This window comes from Bacillus crepusculi (genome assembly GCF_014764715.1).
In the GTDB taxonomy this organism is placed as follows: Bacteria; Bacillota; Bacilli; order Bacillales; family Bacillaceae; genus Bacillus.
Window position 1 is genome coordinate 165,922 of record NZ_JACXXE010000005.1, and the last position, 16,667, is coordinate 182,588.

The 16,667-nt window shown below is 41.9% G+C and carries 16 protein-coding genes; 15 read left to right on the plus strand and 1 reads right to left on the minus strand.

Features of this window, described 5'->3' with window-relative positions; all coding sequences use genetic code 11:
* Nucleotides 1–18: 18 nt before the first annotated feature.
* A complete protein-coding gene (locus IEE86_RS11205; RefSeq protein WP_191097301.1) occupies nucleotides 19–405 on the plus strand; it encodes an FxsA family protein in 387 nt (128 codons plus the stop codon).
* A gap of 24 nt (nucleotides 406–429) precedes the next feature.
* Here IEE86_RS11205 and ytvI read toward each other — a convergent pair whose 3' ends face one another.
* Complete coding sequence (gene ytvI / locus IEE86_RS11210; RefSeq protein WP_191097302.1) at nucleotides 430–1,548, minus strand: sporulation integral membrane protein YtvI; 1,119 nt, start codon at nucleotides 1,546–1,548, stop codon at nucleotides 430–432.
* A 101-nt stretch (nucleotides 1,549–1,649) separates the two neighbouring features.
* On the opposite strand from ytvI, the gene IEE86_RS11215 reads away from it, so the two are divergent.
* The 14 genes from IEE86_RS11215 (at nucleotide 1,650) to nrdR (ending at nucleotide 16,664) form a co-directional block, all read left to right on the plus strand.
* On the plus strand, nucleotides 1,650–2,114 hold the full coding sequence (locus IEE86_RS11215) for a DUF441 domain-containing protein (RefSeq protein WP_191097303.1): 465 nt from the start codon (nucleotides 1,650–1,652) through the stop codon (nucleotides 2,112–2,114).
* 375 nt (nucleotides 2,115–2,489) lie between these two features.
* A complete protein-coding gene (gene citZ, locus IEE86_RS11220; protein WP_191097304.1) occupies nucleotides 2,490–3,608 on the plus strand; it encodes a citrate synthase in 1,119 nt (372 codons plus the stop codon).
* Between the two features lie 149 nt (nucleotides 3,609–3,757).
* A complete protein-coding gene (icd, locus tag IEE86_RS11225; protein ID WP_024424789.1) occupies nucleotides 3,758–5,029 on the plus strand; it encodes an NADP-dependent isocitrate dehydrogenase in 1,272 nt (423 codons plus the stop codon).
* Between the two features lie 34 nt (nucleotides 5,030–5,063).
* On the plus strand, nucleotides 5,064–6,002 hold the full coding sequence (mdh, locus tag IEE86_RS11230) for a malate dehydrogenase (protein ID WP_191097305.1): 939 nt from the start codon (nucleotides 5,064–5,066) through the stop codon (nucleotides 6,000–6,002).
* A 186-nt stretch (nucleotides 6,003–6,188) separates the two neighbouring features.
* Nucleotides 6,189–6,917 carry a response regulator transcription factor gene (locus IEE86_RS11235; RefSeq protein ID WP_012010858.1) on the plus strand — a complete coding sequence of 243 codons (729 nt, stop codon included), beginning with the start codon at nucleotides 6,189–6,191 and terminating at the stop codon, nucleotides 6,915–6,917.
* On the plus strand, nucleotides 6,910–8,652 hold the full coding sequence (gene pnpS / locus IEE86_RS11240; RefSeq protein WP_191097306.1) for a two-component system histidine kinase PnpS: 1,743 nt from the start codon (nucleotides 6,910–6,912) through the stop codon (nucleotides 8,650–8,652). Before IEE86_RS11235 ends, pnpS begins: the two co-directional genes overlap by 8 nt.
* Nucleotides 8,653–8,896: 244 nt before the next feature.
* On the plus strand, nucleotides 8,897–11,536 hold the full coding sequence (polA, locus tag IEE86_RS11245) for a DNA polymerase I (RefSeq protein ID WP_191097307.1): 2,640 nt from the start codon (nucleotides 8,897–8,899) through the stop codon (nucleotides 11,534–11,536).
* A 26-nt stretch (nucleotides 11,537–11,562) separates the two neighbouring features.
* On the plus strand, nucleotides 11,563–12,396 hold the full coding sequence (gene mutM, locus IEE86_RS11250) for a DNA-formamidopyrimidine glycosylase (protein ID WP_191097308.1): 834 nt from the start codon (nucleotides 11,563–11,565) through the stop codon (nucleotides 12,394–12,396).
* A 174-nt stretch (nucleotides 12,397–12,570) separates the two neighbouring features.
* The gene (gene ytaF, locus IEE86_RS11255; RefSeq protein ID WP_191097309.1) at nucleotides 12,571–13,203 is read left to right on the plus strand and encodes a sporulation membrane protein YtaF; all 633 of its coding nucleotides are present in this window, start codon (nucleotides 12,571–12,573) and stop codon (nucleotides 13,201–13,203) included.
* A 13-nt stretch (nucleotides 13,204–13,216) separates the two neighbouring features.
* On the plus strand, nucleotides 13,217–13,822 hold the full coding sequence (coaE, locus tag IEE86_RS11260; RefSeq protein ID WP_191097310.1) for a dephospho-CoA kinase: 606 nt from the start codon (nucleotides 13,217–13,219) through the stop codon (nucleotides 13,820–13,822).
* A 170-nt stretch (nucleotides 13,823–13,992) separates the two neighbouring features.
* Entirely contained in the window at nucleotides 13,993–15,015 is a 1,023-nt protein-coding gene (locus IEE86_RS11265; RefSeq protein ID WP_191097311.1) for a glyceraldehyde-3-phosphate dehydrogenase, read from the plus strand.
* 234 nt (nucleotides 15,016–15,249) lie between these two features.
* The gene (speD, locus tag IEE86_RS11270; RefSeq protein ID WP_003216492.1) at nucleotides 15,250–15,630 is read left to right on the plus strand and encodes an adenosylmethionine decarboxylase; all 381 of its coding nucleotides are present in this window, start codon (nucleotides 15,250–15,252) and stop codon (nucleotides 15,628–15,630) included.
* A 184-nt stretch (nucleotides 15,631–15,814) separates the two neighbouring features.
* Nucleotides 15,815–16,201 carry a cytosolic protein gene (locus IEE86_RS11275; protein ID WP_191097312.1) on the plus strand — a complete coding sequence of 129 codons (387 nt, stop codon included), beginning with the start codon at nucleotides 15,815–15,817 and terminating at the stop codon, nucleotides 16,199–16,201.
* 4 nt (nucleotides 16,202–16,205) lie between these two features.
* The gene (gene nrdR, locus IEE86_RS11280) at nucleotides 16,206–16,664 is read left to right on the plus strand and encodes a transcriptional regulator NrdR (RefSeq protein ID WP_191097313.1); all 459 of its coding nucleotides are present in this window, start codon (nucleotides 16,206–16,208) and stop codon (nucleotides 16,662–16,664) included.
* Nucleotides 16,665–16,667 lie beyond the last annotated feature (3 nt).

Consider the following 16,667-nt stretch of genomic DNA (forward strand, 5'->3'; position numbering starts at 1 on the left):
CCCCATGAGGTGATATGGTTGAAATATTTTCTACTATTATTGATTCTGTTCCCAGCAGTGGAAATTAGTTTGTTTTTAATCTCCAGTAAAATCATTGGCATTTTACCAACAATGCTCATCATCGTGCTCACGAGTGCACTAGGTGCTTATTTTGCAAGAAAACAAGGAATTGAAGCATTTCAAAAAGTGCAACGAGATTTACAGTATGGCAAGATGCCAGGTGCAACGATTGTAGATGGCTTTTGCATTCTCATTGGCGGTTTGCTGCTGCTCATTCCAGGATTCTTATCGGATCTTATTGGGGCATTTCTGCTCATTCCGGTGACGAGAAAGCGAATCAAGCCGCTCTTTGAACGCTGGCTCAGAAACTTATCAAACCGGAAACGCTATACCATTATTCGCTAAAGAGACCTCAGTTGAAGGTCTCTTTTATTTTTGCGTGCCATACCGAATGTACTGATAAATATCTCTGAAAACGCCCGCATTACGAAATGCCTGCCACAAGACAAGAGAGGCAGGGCCAATGGCAAGACCGAGAAAACCAAACCATTTTAAACCAACAAATAGTGCTACAAGCGTTGCTAAAGGATTAAGCCCGATGGATTTACTTAAGACTTTCGGCTCTGATATTTGTCTTTGAATGAGCACGACAATATACAAAATACCCAGCCCAATGGCAAGTGAAAGGTTGCCTGTCATGGCGGAGTAAATGATCCAAGGGAGAAAAACAGTCCCGCTGCCAATGTAAGGAAGTAAATCGACAAGCCCAATACATAGAGCGATCACAAGGGCATGATTGACGTTTAAAATCATCAGCCCAATCAGCACGATGCCGATGGTCATGGCAACAAGTAGAAGCTGAGCCTTCATAAAGCCAGTAATCGCCTTTTTGATTTCAGATAAAATGGCGCGCGTATGCTGCATCCACTTTGCGGGAAAGATACGTGAACCATATTTTTTAAAAGTAAACCAATCTTTTGTGATAAAAAAAGTGGCCAGTGCGGAAAATAAAAGCGTCGCTGCCACATCAGGCAAAAGACCTAAAAATGCTGGGATGAACTCGAGCGTTTTTGAAAGAAAAGTCCCGATTTTAGCGGCCGCCTCATCTCCAAGTGCTTGAATTTGTCCCAAAATTGATTCCTGTTGTCCGGCTTGAAGCGTATTAAATTGGGCAGTCAAATCATGATATAAAGGCAGAATCTTATTTGTGAAAAAATGTTCCACAATACGGATCATTTGATCAAGGTGTCCTGGCAATACCTTTGCTAAATAAGCACTTCCTGAAATGATTTCCGCTACTAAAAGCGTCATTAAGCCGGCTGCTGCTACGAGAAAGAGCAATAGAACAATGATGACCACAACCCCTCTAGGCATCCCGGTGATCTCTTCTATTTTGCATACGGCAGGATGAATCAAACAGGACACAACAAGTGCGATCCAAAAAGGATATAGAAACGGAAAAGACTGATATAAAAAGACCACTGCAACAGCGGCAATACCGATCATCATCAAACTTCGCAAAAAAATGGCCACATAGGTGTGATTCACACAATCCCCTCCAAAAAAACAAGCATGTCCGATACTTCATTTTATTCAAAAAGATTAGTAATATGAAAAGGTCGCAATAAAAAGAAAGGAAGGGGCGGCGTATGTTTACTCAAGCAAATTTATTTTTGGTTCTTTTACTCGTTATTGCACTTATCGCGAAGAACAATTCGTTAATTTTAGCGGTTTCTGTGCTGATTGCAATTAAGCTTATTGGCCTGGATCAAAAGGTTTTCCCGGTTCTGCAATCAAAAGGCATTAATTGGGGTGTTACCGTCATTACCATTGCTGTGCTCGTGCCAATTGCAACAGGTGACATCGGATTTAAGCAACTTGGAGAAGCCATGAAATCTTCCTATGCTTGGATTGCACTTGGAGCGGGTATATTAGTAGCACTTATTGCAAAAAACGGGATTGTACTACTTGAAAATGATCCGCATATCACGGCAGCACTTGTGTTCGGTACGATTTTGGCCGTCAGTTTATTTAAAGGCGTGGCTGTTGGCCCGTTGATCGGTGCAGGAATTGCCTATTTAGCCATGCAAGCTGTAAAATTTTTCAGTGGATGAATAGAGGGTGGCTCTTGCCACTTTCTTTTTCATTTTTTTCTCACGCGAGCTTTTGCAATAAAACATAATTAAATATATTAAAAGAAGTAAAATCCCTTTATTCCATGCCCTAAACGGAAGGCTGGAAAAAAATTTATCAAAAAAAATTATAGTTAAACATTTAACAAATGTCTGATTATTGTTTATAATGGGAATAGGCTTAATTTTGAACTCATTGATCACACAAGAGATATGAGGCTAAAAGCGCTCTAACCGTATAGGTAAATGTAAGCATTTTCTTTTCTGTACCTGCCACCATATTCGGATTGGATAGCGCTTTCAAAAAGCGAGAATTCTGCAACGAAGGGGAATCTTTTTAAAAAGGGGAGATTGAACATGACAGCAACAAGAGGTCTAGAAGGTATTGTGGCAACAACTTCATCCGTAAGCTCAATTATTGATGATACTCTTACTTATGTAGGGTACAATATCGATGATTTAACTGAAAAAGCTACATTCGAAGAAATTGTCTACCTGTTATGGCACTTAAAGCTGCCGAATGAGCAGGAGCTGAGTGAACTAAAACAGCAGCTCAATGAAAATGCTCACATTCCGCAAGAAATCATTGAGCACTTCAAATCGTATTCACTGGATGGGGTTCATCCAATGTCTGCGATTCGTACAGCGGTATCCTTACTAGGTTTACTCGATGATGAATCAGAGATTATGGACAAAGAAGCGAATTACAGAAAAGCCATTCGCTTACAGGCGAAAATTTCTGGTCTTGTCGCTACGTTCTCACGCATTCGAAAGGGTCTTGAGCCAGTTCAGCCAAAAGAAGAATACAGCTATGCTGCGAACTTCTTGTATATGCTAAATGGCGAAGAGCCATCACCAGTAGAAATTGAAGCGATTGATAAGGCACTCATTCTACATGCGGATCATGAATTAAACGCTTCGACATTTACAGCACGTGTATGTGTTGCTACACTATCAGATATCTACTCTGGTGTAACAGCAGCTATCGGCGCTTTGAAAGGTCCTCTTCATGGCGGTGCCAATGAAGGCGTAATGAAGATGCTTACAGAAATTGGGGAAGTCGAAAACGTAGATTCCTATATTCATGGTAAGCTAGAGAAGAAAGAAAAAATTATGGGCTTTGGCCACCGCGTATACCGTCAAGGTGACCCGCGTGCAAAGCATCTAAAAGAAATGAGCCAGCGTTTAACAAACCTCACTGGCGAACCGAAATGGTATGAAATGTCTGTTCTCGCAGAGGAAATCGTGACATCAGAGAAAAATCTTCCACCAAATGTTGATTTTTATTCTGCATCTGTATACCACAGTCTTGGTATTGATCATGATTTGTTTACTCCAATTTTCGTGATCAGCCGATTCTCTGGATGGATTGCTCACATTTTAGAGCAATATGACAACAACCGTCTGATCCGTCCAAGAGCTGAATACATTGGACCTGATCTTCAAACCTTTGTTCCAATCAGTGAAAGAGACTAATGTTTATAGAATAAGTGGGGGCTGATCCTCAAAATGCCAATCAGCCCCCATGTCAACAAAAAAACGAATCATGTGAAAAACTTCTTCGCTTGCAGACATCAAGCCAAGAAGTTTCAAATATTCACTACATAACCTGGGAGGTAATATCATTGTCACAAGGCGAAAAAATTACAGTTACTGGCGGCGTATTGAATGTACCAAATAATCCAATCATCCCGTTTATCGAAGGGGACGGAATCGGTCCTGACATTTGGAAAGCAGCATCAAGAGTTCTTGAAGCAGCCGTAGAAAAAGCATATAAAGGTGAAAAGCAAATCACTTGGAAAGAAGTATATGCAGGTGAAAAAGCTTACAATAAAACTGGCGAGTGGCTTCCAGAGCAAACGCTTGAAGACATTCGTGAATACTTAATTGCCATTAAAGGACCACTGACAACACCAATTGGCGGAGGAATCCGTTCATTAAACGTGGCACTTAGACAAGAGCTAGATTTATTCACATGCTTACGTCCAGTTCGCTGGTTCAAAGGTGTACCTTCTCCTGTAAAACGTCCAGAAGACACAGATATGGTCATCTTCCGCGAGAACACTGAAGATATCTATGCAGGAATCGAGTATGCAAAAGGATCAGACGAAGTGAAGAAGTTAATCGACTTCTTGAAAAACGAATTAGGTGTGAACAAAATCCGTTTCCCAGAAACGTCAGGTATCGGCATCAAGCCAGTTTCTGAAGAAGGAACATCTCGTCTTGTCAGAGCAGCGATCCAATATGCAATTGATCAAGGCCGTAAGTCTGTGACGCTTGTTCACAAAGGAAACATCATGAAATTTACAGAAGGTGCCTTCAAAAACTGGGGCTACGAAGTGGCTGAAAAAGAGTTTGGCGACAAAGTCTTTACATGGGCACAATATGATCGTATTGTAGAACAAGATGGAAAAGACGCGGCAAACAAAGCGCAAAGTGAAGCAGAGGCTGCTGGCAAAATCATTGTCAAAGACAGCATTGCAGATATTTTCCTTCAACAAATCCTAACTCGTCCAGCTGAGTTCGATGTTGTAGCAACAATGAACTTAAACGGAGATTACATCTCTGATGCACTAGCAGCACAAGTTGGTGGAATTGGTATCGCACCAGGTGCGAACATCAACTACGAAACAGGACACGCTATTTTTGAAGCGACTCACGGAACAGCACCAAAATATGCTGGTCTTGATAAAGTGAATCCATCTTCTGTTCTTCTATCAGGCGTGCTTTTACTTGAGCACCTTGGCTGGCAGGAAGCAGCTGATCTAGTGATTCAATCAGTTGAAAAAACAATTGCATCAAAAGTCGTCACATACGATTTTGCTAGATTAATGGATGGCGCAACAGAAGTGAAATGTTCTGAGTTTGCTGACGAGCTCATCAAAAACTTGTCTTGATTCTTAAACTTTAAAGTTAAAGGGGAAAAAGGAAATGGCAAACAAGCGTAAAAAAGTATCTGTCATCGGAGCAGGTTTTACTGGAGCAACTACAGCATTTCTAACGGCTCAAAAAGAATTAGCGGATGTCGTATTAGTCGATATCCCGCAGCTTGAGAACCCAACAAAGGGGAAAGCACTTGATATGCTGGAAGCAAGCCCTGTTCAAGGCTTCGATGCGAACATTACAGGAACTTCTAACTACGAAGATACAGCCGGTTCTGACGTTGTGGTCATTACGGCAGGAATTGCAAGAAAGCCGGGAATGAGCCGTGACGACCTCGTGTCAACAAATGAAAAAATCATGCGCAGTGTGACACGTGAAATCGTTAAATATTCTCCAGATGCGATCATTGTTGTGTTAACAAACCCTGTTGATGCAATGACGTATGCAGTTTATAAAGAATCAGGATTACCAAAAGAGAAAGTCATTGGACAATCGGGCATTCTTGATACAGCACGTTTCCGTACGTTCGTTGCGCAAGAATTAAACCTATCTGTCAAAGATGTGACGGGCTTTGTGCTTGGTGGACATGGTGATGACATGGTTCCGCTTGTTCGTTACTCTTATGCAGGCGGTATCCCGCTTGAAACATTGCTTCCAAAAGATCGAATTGATGCGATTGTTGAAAGAACAAGAAAGGGCGGCGGCGAAATCGTGAACCTATTAGGTAACGGTAGTGCGTATTATGCACCTGCTGCTTCACTAGTTGAAATGGTTGAGGCAATCCTCAAAGATCAGCGCCGCGTTATCCCAACGATTGCATACCTAGAAGGTGAATATGGCTACGAAGGCATTTACCTTGGTGTTCCAACAATCGTAGGTGGAAACGGACTTGAGCAGATCATTGAGCTTGAATTGACAGAAGAAGAAAGAAGTCAGCTTGACCGTTCTGTTGAATCTGTTAAGAACGTCATGAAAGTATTGTCTTAATATGAATAAAAAAGAAGGCTTCTCTTAAGAGGAGTCTTCTTTTTGTTTACAAAACAAAACTTGTCGAAATTTTAAATTGTCCTCTTGTTAAGCTTTCGTTAAAATGAAAGAGAAAGCATGACTTCTCGCTTTTCACATAAAATACAAAAAACGGATGCAGGGGAAATCACTAATTGGAGGCACAACATGAATAAAAAAATATTAGTTGTGGATGATGAAGAATCAATTGTAACACTTCTAAGCTATAACCTTGAAAGGGCGGGCTATGATGTCGTCACGGCAAGAGATGGGGAAGAAGCGCTTGAAAAAGCAGCAAGTGAACAGCCTGATCTCATTGTATTAGATTTAATGCTTCCGAAGATGGACGGCATTGAAGTGTGCAAGCAACTGAGAATTCAAAAAATGATGTTCCCTATTTTAATGCTGACAGCAAAGGACGATGAATTTGATAAGGTGCTCGGACTTGAACTTGGTGCCGATGATTACATGACAAAGCCATTCAGTCCTAGAGAAGTTGGTGCTCGGGTCAAAGCCATTTTAAGAAGAGCGCAGCAATCTCAGCCTGCCCCCACGCAGGAGGAGAAGGAAGAGATCATTGCAGACCAAATCAAAATTGGTGAACTGCGTATTTTACCTGAACATTACGAAGTCTACTTCCAGGAAGAACGACTAGAGCTCACGCCGAAAGAATTTGAGCTGCTGCTTTATTTGGCCAAGCATAAAGGCCGTGTCCTCACGCGTGATCTACTGCTTAGTGCCGTTTGGAATTATGACTTTGCAGGAGATACACGTATCGTGGATGTTCATATCAGCCACTTGCGGGACAAAATTGAAAAGAATACAAAAAAACCAACATACATTAAAACCATTCGCGGCTTAGGCTACAAATTGGAGGAGCCAAAGCCAAATGAGTAAAATAAGAACCCGCCTGTTCTCTGGGCTCATTTTTCTCCTTTTTATTGTGTTTGTCGCACTTGGTCTTTTCCTGGATCACATGTTTCATGTTTTCTATGAAACAAAATTAACGGAACGAATGGAAAAGGAATCGAGCTTCCTCCTTTCTTCCATGAATGGTGAGGATCTGAAGGCGAAGCAAAACGAAGAGGTCCTCAATCAAGCAAAGAAGCACCTCGATATGAATGCGTCGATTGTGGACCTGAAGGGGAATATCATACATACAACGGGTCAAGCAGAACAAAAAGCCATCATTCAAAACACGCTGAAAAATGAACAGCTCCAAACAAAAGGAACTGTCATTGATCAAGAGAAGGATGCGCTATTTCATTATGCGGTCCCTATCATGAAACAAAACGAACCGGCGGGCTATTTGTTTCTCCATGCTTCATACCAGCCTTTAAATGAAATTGACGGCCAGCTCTGGCTTGCATTAGCGTTTTGTCTTGGTTCGGCTATCATTATCATCGTCTTCTTTGGCTACCGTATGTCAATGAAGTATGTGAAACCGATTGATTATGCCACAAAGGTAGCCAAACAGCTGGAACGCGGAAATTATGATACGAATAACTATGAAGAACTGATCATTGAAACAAGTGAGCTTAATACCTCAATGAAGCGTCTGGCAGAAAGCCTTCAAGAAATGACAAGTGCAGGTGAAATGCAGCGAGATCGACTGCAAACAGTTATTGAAAACATTGGAGCCGGGATTATTTTGATTGATAAGATGGGATATATCCACCTGGTCAATCGAACCTTCCGCAAGCAATTTAAGGTGCAAAAGCATATTTACATGCACAAGCTGTACCATGAAGCCTTCACACATGAAGAGATTATTGAGCTAATTGACGAAATTTTCATGACAGAAACGAAGGTGCGGAAGTTTTTACGTCTAGCTGTTGGGATTGAACGCCGCTACTTTCAAGTCGATGGCGTCCCCATTTTAAGTACGGACGATGAATGGAAAGGGATTGTCCTTGTGTTTCATGATGTGACAGAAACAAAGCAGCTAGAACAGATGCGAAAAGACTTTGTCGCGAACGTATCCCATGAATTAAAGACACCGATTACGTCGATTAAAGGATTCTCCGAAACCCTACTTGATGGAGCAATTGATGACAAAGAAGCGCTGACAGAATTCCTTTCGATCATCCTAAAAGAGAGTATCCGATTAGAGACACTCATTCAAGACTTACTCGATCTGTCTAAAATTGAACAACAGCATTTTAAGCTGAATATTCAAGAAACCAATGCGACAGAAATCATTCAGGAGATTGAAGTGCTCTTAAAACAAAAGGCCGCAGAAAAAGGCATTCAATTACAAGTGCGTGTTCCGAAAGAACCGGTCTATGTCATGGCGGACCCGCTCAGATTAAAGCAAATCTTCCTCAATCTCGTGAACAATGCGCTCACCTATACACCAGAGGGAGGAAGTGTCACCATCTCGGCAAGACCGCGGAAGGACGCCTATGAATTTGACGTAGCCGATACAGGAATTGGGATGAAAAAAAGCGAGATTCCAAGAATATTTGAGAGATTTTATCGAATTGATAAAGATAGAAGCAGGAATTCAGGCGGTACTGGCCTTGGCCTTGCCATTGTCAAACACTTAGTCGAAGCGCATGAAGGGACGATTTCTGTCCATAGCAAACAAGGCAAAGGGACGACTTTTACAGTAAGCCTGAAATCAAAATAGAAAAAACGTTAAAATTTACATGATCTTTACAATGAATTCATGTTTTGTTAAACAATCATTGGTAGGATGAATAGGAACCCCTTCATCCAAGGAGCCAATTTTGGAAGGACGAAAATACTTGTTGTTTTCGTCCCTTTTTTATTCAGGTCCGTCTATTTTCTTTTCAAAATAAACTTTGATAAAATAAAGAGACAACGTGTAAAGAGACGGCTGGGATGGCTCAGTCGATGGAGGATTAAAAACAATGACAGACAAAAAGAAATTAGTACTAGTGGATGGAAACAGTCTCGCTTATCGAGCCTTTTTTGCTTTGCCGTTATTATCAAATGATAAAGGCGTACATACTAATGCGATTTATGGCTTTGCGATGATCTTAATGAAAATGCTAGAGGACGAGAAGCCGACCCATATGCTCGTCGCGTTTGATGCGGGAAAAACAACGTTCCGCCACGAGACATTTAAAGAATATAAAGGTGGTAGGCAAAAAACGCCGCCAGAGCTATCAGAACAAATGCCGTTCATCCGTGAACTATTAGATGCCTATCAAGTGAAAAGGTACGAGCTTCCGCAATACGAGGCGGATGACATTATCGGTACACTGGCAGTAGAGGCAGAAAAGGACGGCTTTGAGGTCAAAATCTTCTCTGGAGATAAAGACTTAACGCAGCTTTCAACGGATCATACGACGGTCGCTGTCACGAAAAAAGGCATCACAGAAGTCGAATACTACACTCCGGCTCATATTGAAGAAAAATATGGCCTGCGCCCAGATCAAATCATTGACATGAAAGGGCTGATGGGAGACGCCTCAGATAATATCCCAGGGGTGCCTGGTGTTGGCGAGAAAACAGCGATTAAATTGCTAAAGCAGTTTGAAACGGTTGAAAACCTGCTTGAACATATTGATGAGGTCAGCGGCAAAAAGCTAAAAGAAAAGCTTGAAGAATATAAAGAACAAGCGGTGATGAGTAAAAAGCTGGCGACGATTCTCGTAGAAGCACCAATAGATGTGTCAAGCAAAGATCTCGCCTATGATGGTCCTCACATGGAGCAGGTCATCTCGCTTTATAAAGAACTAGGCTTTCAAACGCTGCTAGAACGACTAGGAGAAGCACCAGAAACAGGTGAACAGGTCGAAATAGAGGCGTTAGAAGTGAAAAAAATGACAGATGTAACTGAAGAGGTGCTGACAGATCATGCCGCGCTTGTGGTAGAACAGCTAGGAGATAATTATCACGAAGCAGATTTGATCGGTTTTGCCATCCATAATGAAAACGGTGCGTTTTTTATCACAAAAGAAGATGCACTTCAATCAGACGCGTTTAAACAATGGGCACAGGATGAAACGAAGAAGAAATGGGTCTTTGATTCAAAAAGAGCAGTTGTCGCTCTTAGATGGCATGATGTCGATCTAAAAGGTGTCGATTACGATGTATTGCTCGCTTCCTATGTTGTCAACCCGCAGAAATCATATGAGGACGTCGCAAGTGTGGCGAAGGAGTATGGTTTGAATATCGCCCACTCTGATGAAAAAGTGTACGGAAAAGGAGCAAAGCAGGCGATTCCACCTGAAGATGAATTGCGGGATCATCTTGGACAGAAAGCCGCGGCGATCTCTGCCCTGCATGATCTAACGCTTGAAGCATTAGAAAACAATGATCAGCATGAGCTGTATGAAGACTTAGAGCTGCCGCTTGCGCTCATCTTAGGTGAAATGGAATCTATCGGGGTAAAAGTGGATATTGAGCGCCTAGAGAAGATGCGTGAAGAATTAACGAAAAAGCTCAAGGAATATGAAGAAACCATTCACCGCTTAGCGGGAGAAACGTTTAACATCAATTCACCTAAACAGCTCGGTGTGATTTTATTTGAAAAATTAGGTCTGCCGATTATTAAAAAGACTAAAACAGGCTATTCCACGTCTGCGGATGTACTTGAAAAGCTTGAAGACAAGCACGAAATTATTCGGTCAATTCTGCATTACCGCCAAATCGGAAAGCTGCAATCGACTTATGTGGAAGGCTTAATGAAAGTAACGCGCAAGGATACCCATAAAGTGCATACAAGGTTTAATCAGGCGCTCACGCAAACAGGAAGACTAAGTTCCACAGATCCAAACCTTCAAAATATCCCGATTCGTTTAGAAGAAGGACGAAAGATTCGTCAAGCATTCGTCCCGTCAAAAGAGGGCTGGCTTATGTTTGCAGCTGATTATTCACAAATTGAGCTGCGTGTGCTCGCCCATATTTCTCAAGATGAGAACTTGATCGAAGCGTTTACGCAAGATATGGATATTCACACGAAAACTGCGATGGATGTATTCCATGTATCAAAAGAAGAAGTGACTTCCTCTATGAGAAGACAGGCTAAGGCTGTGAACTTCGGTATTGTATACGGAATCAGTGACTATGGGTTATCTCAAAACCTTGGGATTACAAGAAAAGAAGCAGCGGCATTTATCGAACGCTATTTAACAAGCTTTAAAGGCGTGAAAACATATATGGAAGACATCGTGCAGGAAGCAAAACAAAAAGGCTACGTCACGACACTTCTAAAACGTAGACGATATATTCCGGATATCACAAGCCGTAATTTTAATATCAAAAGCTTTGCAGAAAGAACGGCAATGAACACACCGATTCAAGGCAGTGCCGCAGATATCATCAAAAAAGCGATGATTGATATGGCGCGAAAGCTAAAAGAAGAAAACCTTCAGGCAACCCTTTTATTGCAGGTGCACGATGAACTGATCTTCGAAGCGCCGAAAGAAGAAATCGCCATACTCGAAAAAATTGTCCCTGAAGTCATGGAAAACGCACTTCAGCTCGATGTGCCGCTAAAAGTCGATTTTGCTTCTGGCCCATCTTGGTACGACGCAAAATAATTAGAGAGAGAAAAGGAGCGAGGAGCATGCCGGAATTACCAGAGGTTGAAACCGTCCGGCGCACTCTCAAGCGGTTAGTCAAAGGAAAAACGATTGAAACGGTCGATATCAAATGGCCAAACATCATCAAACGTCCTGGGGAACCGGAAGAGTTTGCAAGAAGGATGGTAGGAGAAACCATACAAACGATTGAAAGAAGAGGGAAGTTTTTACTCTTTCATTTAGACCACTACGTGATGGTCTCCCATTTAAGGATGGAAGGAAAATATCGTGTACATGAAGCAGATGAGCCTTATGATAAACACGTTCACGTCGTCTTTACGTTTACAGATGGGACCGAGCTTCGGTACCATGATGTGCGTAAATTTGGCACGATGCATCTATTTCATCCAGGTGAAGAGGAAAAAGAACTCCCGCTCTCACAGCTGGGGTATGAACCCTTTTCTGAACAGTTCACTCCGGCGTATTTATGGGAGCAATTGAAAAAGACGTCCCGCGTGATCAAAACGGCGCTACTTGATCAAAAGATTGTCGTGGGACTTGGTAATATTTATGTGGATGAAGTCCTGTTTAAATCAGGCATCCATCCAGAAACAAAAGCAAATCAGTTAAGTTTGGAATCGTGTGAAGTGCTCCACAAGTATATTGTCGATACACTTCAAGTGGCGGTAGATGCGGGAGGAAGCACGATTCGTTCATATATTAATTCACAAGGCGATATTGGAACATTTCAATTGCAGCTTCTTGTATATGACCGGCGGGGAGAGCCTTGCCAAACATGCGGAAGCATCATTGAAAAAACGGTTGTTGGAGGGCGCGGCACTCATTTTTGTGTGACCTGCCAAAAGCGCCCTCAATAAAGGAGAGCCATCAGCATGCTTCCTTTTTGCGATGCATACGATAAAAAACATTCATTTTTCAGCAAGGTGTAGACTGACACACAGCCCACCTGCTCTTCATATAGTGAAGAAGAGTCTTAGGACGCCCAGAGACTCTTGATCATCGTTGCATGAACAGAAAGGAAGAGTTCAGGTATGATTTCGATTTCGCTCTTGTTTTTAGCTATTGCAGTCAGCATTGACAGCTTTTCTGTAGGCTTTACCTATGGTCTCCGTAAAATGAGAATCCCATTTAAAGCCATTGTCATTATTGCATGCTGTTCAGGGATTGTGCTGCTCATTTCCATGCTGATTGGCAGCCTGCTGACGACATTCCTCCCTGTCTCAGTGACAGATAAGCTTGGTGGAGGTATTTTGATCGCCATTGGATTTTGGGTTCTGTATCAATTTTATAAACCAGCGAAAGAACGTGACTTGCTTCTTCATGAAAAGACATTGCTTAATGTAGAGGTGCAATCGCTTGGGCTTGTCATTCACATTTTGCGAAAGCCGACAAGTGCAGATATTGACCGCTCTGGGACGATTAATGGAATGGAAGCAGTGCTTCTTGGAATTGCTTTATCCATTGATGCTTTTGGCGCAGGGATTGGTGCAGCGATTCTAGGGTTTTCACCCCTTGTGATGAGTGTGACGGTCGCAGTAATGAGCTCACTCTTTGTGTGTATTGGGCTGCGTTCCGGACATTACTTGGCGAATTGGCGCTGGATTGATAAGCTCGCATGCTTACCAGGGCTTCTGCTTATTTTAATTGGGGTTTGGAAGCTGTAAAGGAGGAAATCATTTGACGCTCGTCATTGGATTAACAGGCGGGATTGCTAGTGGAAAAAGCACAGTCTCGCAGATGATAAAAGAGAAGGGCATCCGGGTCGTGGATGCAGATGTCATTGCAAAAGAAGCCGTCTCTAAAGGAACACCAGCCCTTCATCAAATCGTTCAAACCTTTGGTGAGGATGTCCTCCTGCCAAATGGTGAGCTGAACCGGCAGCAGCTTGGAGCGATTATTTTTTCTGATGAGGAGAAAAGAAAGCAGCTCAATGCGATCGTTCATCCAGAAGTCAGAAAGGAAATGCTCAAGCAGCGAGATGAAGGGATCAATAGCCAAGAAACATTTGTTGTCCTTGATATCCCGCTTTTATTTGAGAGTCAGCTGGAGAGTCTTGTCGACCGTATCATTGTGGTGTATACAACGCCTGAATTGCAGCTATCACGGCTTATGAATCGAAACGACCTTAGCAAGGAAGAAGCGCTGAATCGTATTCATTCCCAGCAGCCTCTTGAGGAGAAATGTAAAAAAGCAGACCGCGTGATAGAAAACACACAAGATCTTGCTTTTATTAGAAAACAATTACAGAACATATTAAACGAATGGGAACATACAGATCAGTAAGAGTACATAATTGTACTCTTCTTTTTTATGCTTTTTTCTTATTTCATTGAAAAGAACAGCCCTTTTTCGAAAATATATGTTTATATACTGGCAATTACATTCTAATGTGATATACTAATTTCATAAATAAATTTATTGAGTATAACACATAATAGAGGAGTGACCTGTTCATGAAGGTAAAAGCAGCGATCAATGGATTTGGCAGAATTGGACGCATGGTCTTTAGAAAAGCAATGCTTGACGATCAAATTCAAATTGTAGCGGTGAACGCAAGCTATCCTGCCGAAACGCTAGCACATTTAATTAAATATGACACAAATCATGGACGTTACGAATGCGATGTGACAGCAGAAGATGACGCTTTGATTGTGAATGGAAAAAGAGTGCTTTTGCTCAATAACAGAGACCCAAAGCAGCTTCCATGGGGAGAGCTTGGGATTGATATCGTTATAGAAGCTACAGGGAAATTTAATTCAAAAGATCAAGCGATGGGCCATATAGATGCTGGAGCGAAAAAAGTCGTTTTAACAGCTCCAGGTAAAAATGAAGACATTACGATTGTGATGGGTGTCAATGAGGATGATCTTGATCCTGAAAAGCACGTCATTATTTCAAACGCATCCTGTACAACAAACTGTTTAGCGCCAGTTGTCAAGCTGTTAGATGATGAATTTGGCATCGAAAACGGCTTAATGACAACGGTTCATGCTTATACAAATGATCAAAAAAATATCGACAACCCGCATAAGGATTTGCGCCGGGCAAGAGCATGTGCTCAGTCCATCATTCCAACTACGACAGGTGCCGCTAAAGCGCTTTCTTTAGTGCTTCCGCACATGAAAGGGAAATTGCATGGGCTTGCGCTTCGCGTGCCAGTCTCAAATGTGTCGATGGTTGATCTTGTGGTCGACTTGAAAAAAGATGTGACCGTAGAAGAGGTAAATGCTGCCTTCTCAAATGCATCAAAAACATCTCTTGCTGGTATTTTAGATTATACGGATGAACCGCTTGTTTCCACAGACTTTAACACAAATCCTTATTCAGCTGTCGTTGATGGACTCACAACGATGGTGATGGATGATAGAAAAGTGAAAGTCCTTGCATGGTATGACAATGAATGGGGTTATTCATGCAGAGTGGTCGATCTTGTGAAGTTTGTTGGCTCAAAGATGAAAGAGCTTTCTGCTGTTTGAAATGAAGAAGAAAAACGTCCCTTTTCAAGAAATGAGAGAAAATCCCACTAAAAACACAGCTTGCAAAATGGGTCTAAACAAAGTATACTATCTTTCGTGAACTTCTTGTTCGCAGACTCATTCGGGTATACTTAAAGGGTTAGGACCTCTTAGGACTAACTTTCCCCCGTGGTATATGTCCGGTCCGGCTGCTTAGAACTTCACTCTTTTATTCTTGTTTAAGGGGGGTCCATGATGGAAACAATCGGACGTCACGTTATCTCTGAGTTATGGGGATGCGACTGTGATAAACTGAACGACATGGATTTTATTGAAAAAACGTTTGTAAATGCAGCTTTGAAATCAGGAGCTGAAGTAAGAGAGGTTGCTTTTCACAAATTTGCACCTCAAGGAGTAAGTGGAGTTGTCATTATTTCTGAATCTCATCTGACAATTCACAGCTTTCCTGAACATGGTTATGCGAGCATAGATGTCTATACTTGCGGCGACCTAGATCCGAATATCGCAGCAGATCATATCGGAGATGAACTAGGTGCTGAAACAAGAGAGAACATCGAAATTCCTCGAGGCATGGGACCTGTACAAGTGAAACAGGCACAAGCCAAAGCACTGTAAACATAAAAAAGATTGCAATGGGAGCTGGCCAAAAGCATTGAATGCCTTTGTGTTATGCTCCTTTTTATATTTGTTTCATATATAACACCCAACATTCCCGAGCTTGTCTATACTTTTGTTCTAGGAAAACAAAGGTTTTTTTTATAAAATAAAGAAGAGGCATAAAGGCAAAGGGGATGTGTGTATGATTTTCGGACAAACATTCAAACAATTGATTTCAAACCATACGGAAACTTCTGACCATCATTCGGTGTCAGAGCTGAAAAGCCGTTACTACAAATCGACAAATGCACAAGCTTTTCAAGCGGTGGAAGCCATTCTTTCTCGAAACGATTCCTATCAAGTGACATCTGTTTCAGCAGAACGAGGTGAAATCAGCGCAAACATACGAAAGCCGAAAAAAGCCTTTCTCGTAGCGACTGTCATTTCAATTCGTCCTTTTGAAACAGCTGTCGATTTTAACGTGACAACAGAAACGGCCCTGCCAACAGATTTTGGCTACAGTCGAAAGACCGTTTTGTCCCTTTATGAAGAACTAGACAAACAACTTCCAAGAATAGATCGGAGCTGATGAAATGAAATGTCCCACATGTCAGCACCTTGGCACAAGGGTGCTTGATTCAAGACCAGTAGATGAAGGGAAATCCATCCGTCGTAGAAGAGAGTGCGAAAGCTGCCAATATCGCTTTACGACGTTTGAAAAGCTAGAGGAATTACCACTTATCGTGGTGAAAAAAGAAGGGATACGAGAAGAATTCAGCCGGGAAAAGATGCTGAGAGGGCTCATCAAAGCATGTGAAAAGCGTCCTGTCGCTTTGAAACAGCTGGAAGATGTTTGCTTTAACATCGAAAAAGAACTGCGTAATCAAGGCATATCAGAAGTCAAAAGTGAGCTTGTTGGTGAAATGGTGATGGACGAGCTGGCGAAAATTGATGAAGTGTCTTACGTCAGATTTGCTTCGGTTTACCGGCAGTTTAAAGACATCAATGTGTTTATTGACGAATTAAAAGATTTATTAAAAAAAGAACGCTAAAAA

Coding starts and splice junctions, on each gene's coding strand:
- IEE86_RS11215 (WP_191097303.1), top strand. CDS start 1,650: ATGTTTACTCAAGCAAATTTATTTTTGGTTCTTTTACTCGTTATTGCA.
- citZ (WP_191097304.1), top strand. CDS start 2,490: ATGACAGCAACAAGAGGTCTAGAAGGTATTGTGGCAACAACTTCATCC.
- mdh (WP_191097305.1), top strand. CDS start 5,064: ATGGCAAACAAGCGTAAAAAAGTATCTGTCATCGGAGCAGGTTTTACT.
- IEE86_RS11235 (WP_012010858.1), top strand. CDS start 6,189: ATGAATAAAAAAATATTAGTTGTGGATGATGAAGAATCAATTGTAACA.
- pnpS (WP_191097306.1), top strand. CDS start 6,910: ATGAGTAAAATAAGAACCCGCCTGTTCTCTGGGCTCATTTTTCTCCTT.
- polA (WP_191097307.1), top strand. CDS start 8,897: ATGACAGACAAAAAGAAATTAGTACTAGTGGATGGAAACAGTCTCGCT.
- mutM (WP_191097308.1), top strand. CDS start 11,563: ATGCCGGAATTACCAGAGGTTGAAACCGTCCGGCGCACTCTCAAGCGG.
- ytaF (WP_191097309.1), top strand. CDS start 12,571: ATGATTTCGATTTCGCTCTTGTTTTTAGCTATTGCAGTCAGCATTGAC.
- IEE86_RS11265 (WP_191097311.1), top strand. CDS start 13,993: ATGAAGGTAAAAGCAGCGATCAATGGATTTGGCAGAATTGGACGCATG.
- speD (WP_003216492.1), top strand. CDS start 15,250: ATGGAAACAATCGGACGTCACGTTATCTCTGAGTTATGGGGATGCGAC.
- IEE86_RS11275 (WP_191097312.1), top strand. CDS start 15,815: ATGATTTTCGGACAAACATTCAAACAATTGATTTCAAACCATACGGAA.
- nrdR (WP_191097313.1), top strand. CDS start 16,206: ATGAAATGTCCCACATGTCAGCACCTTGGCACAAGGGTGCTTGATTCA.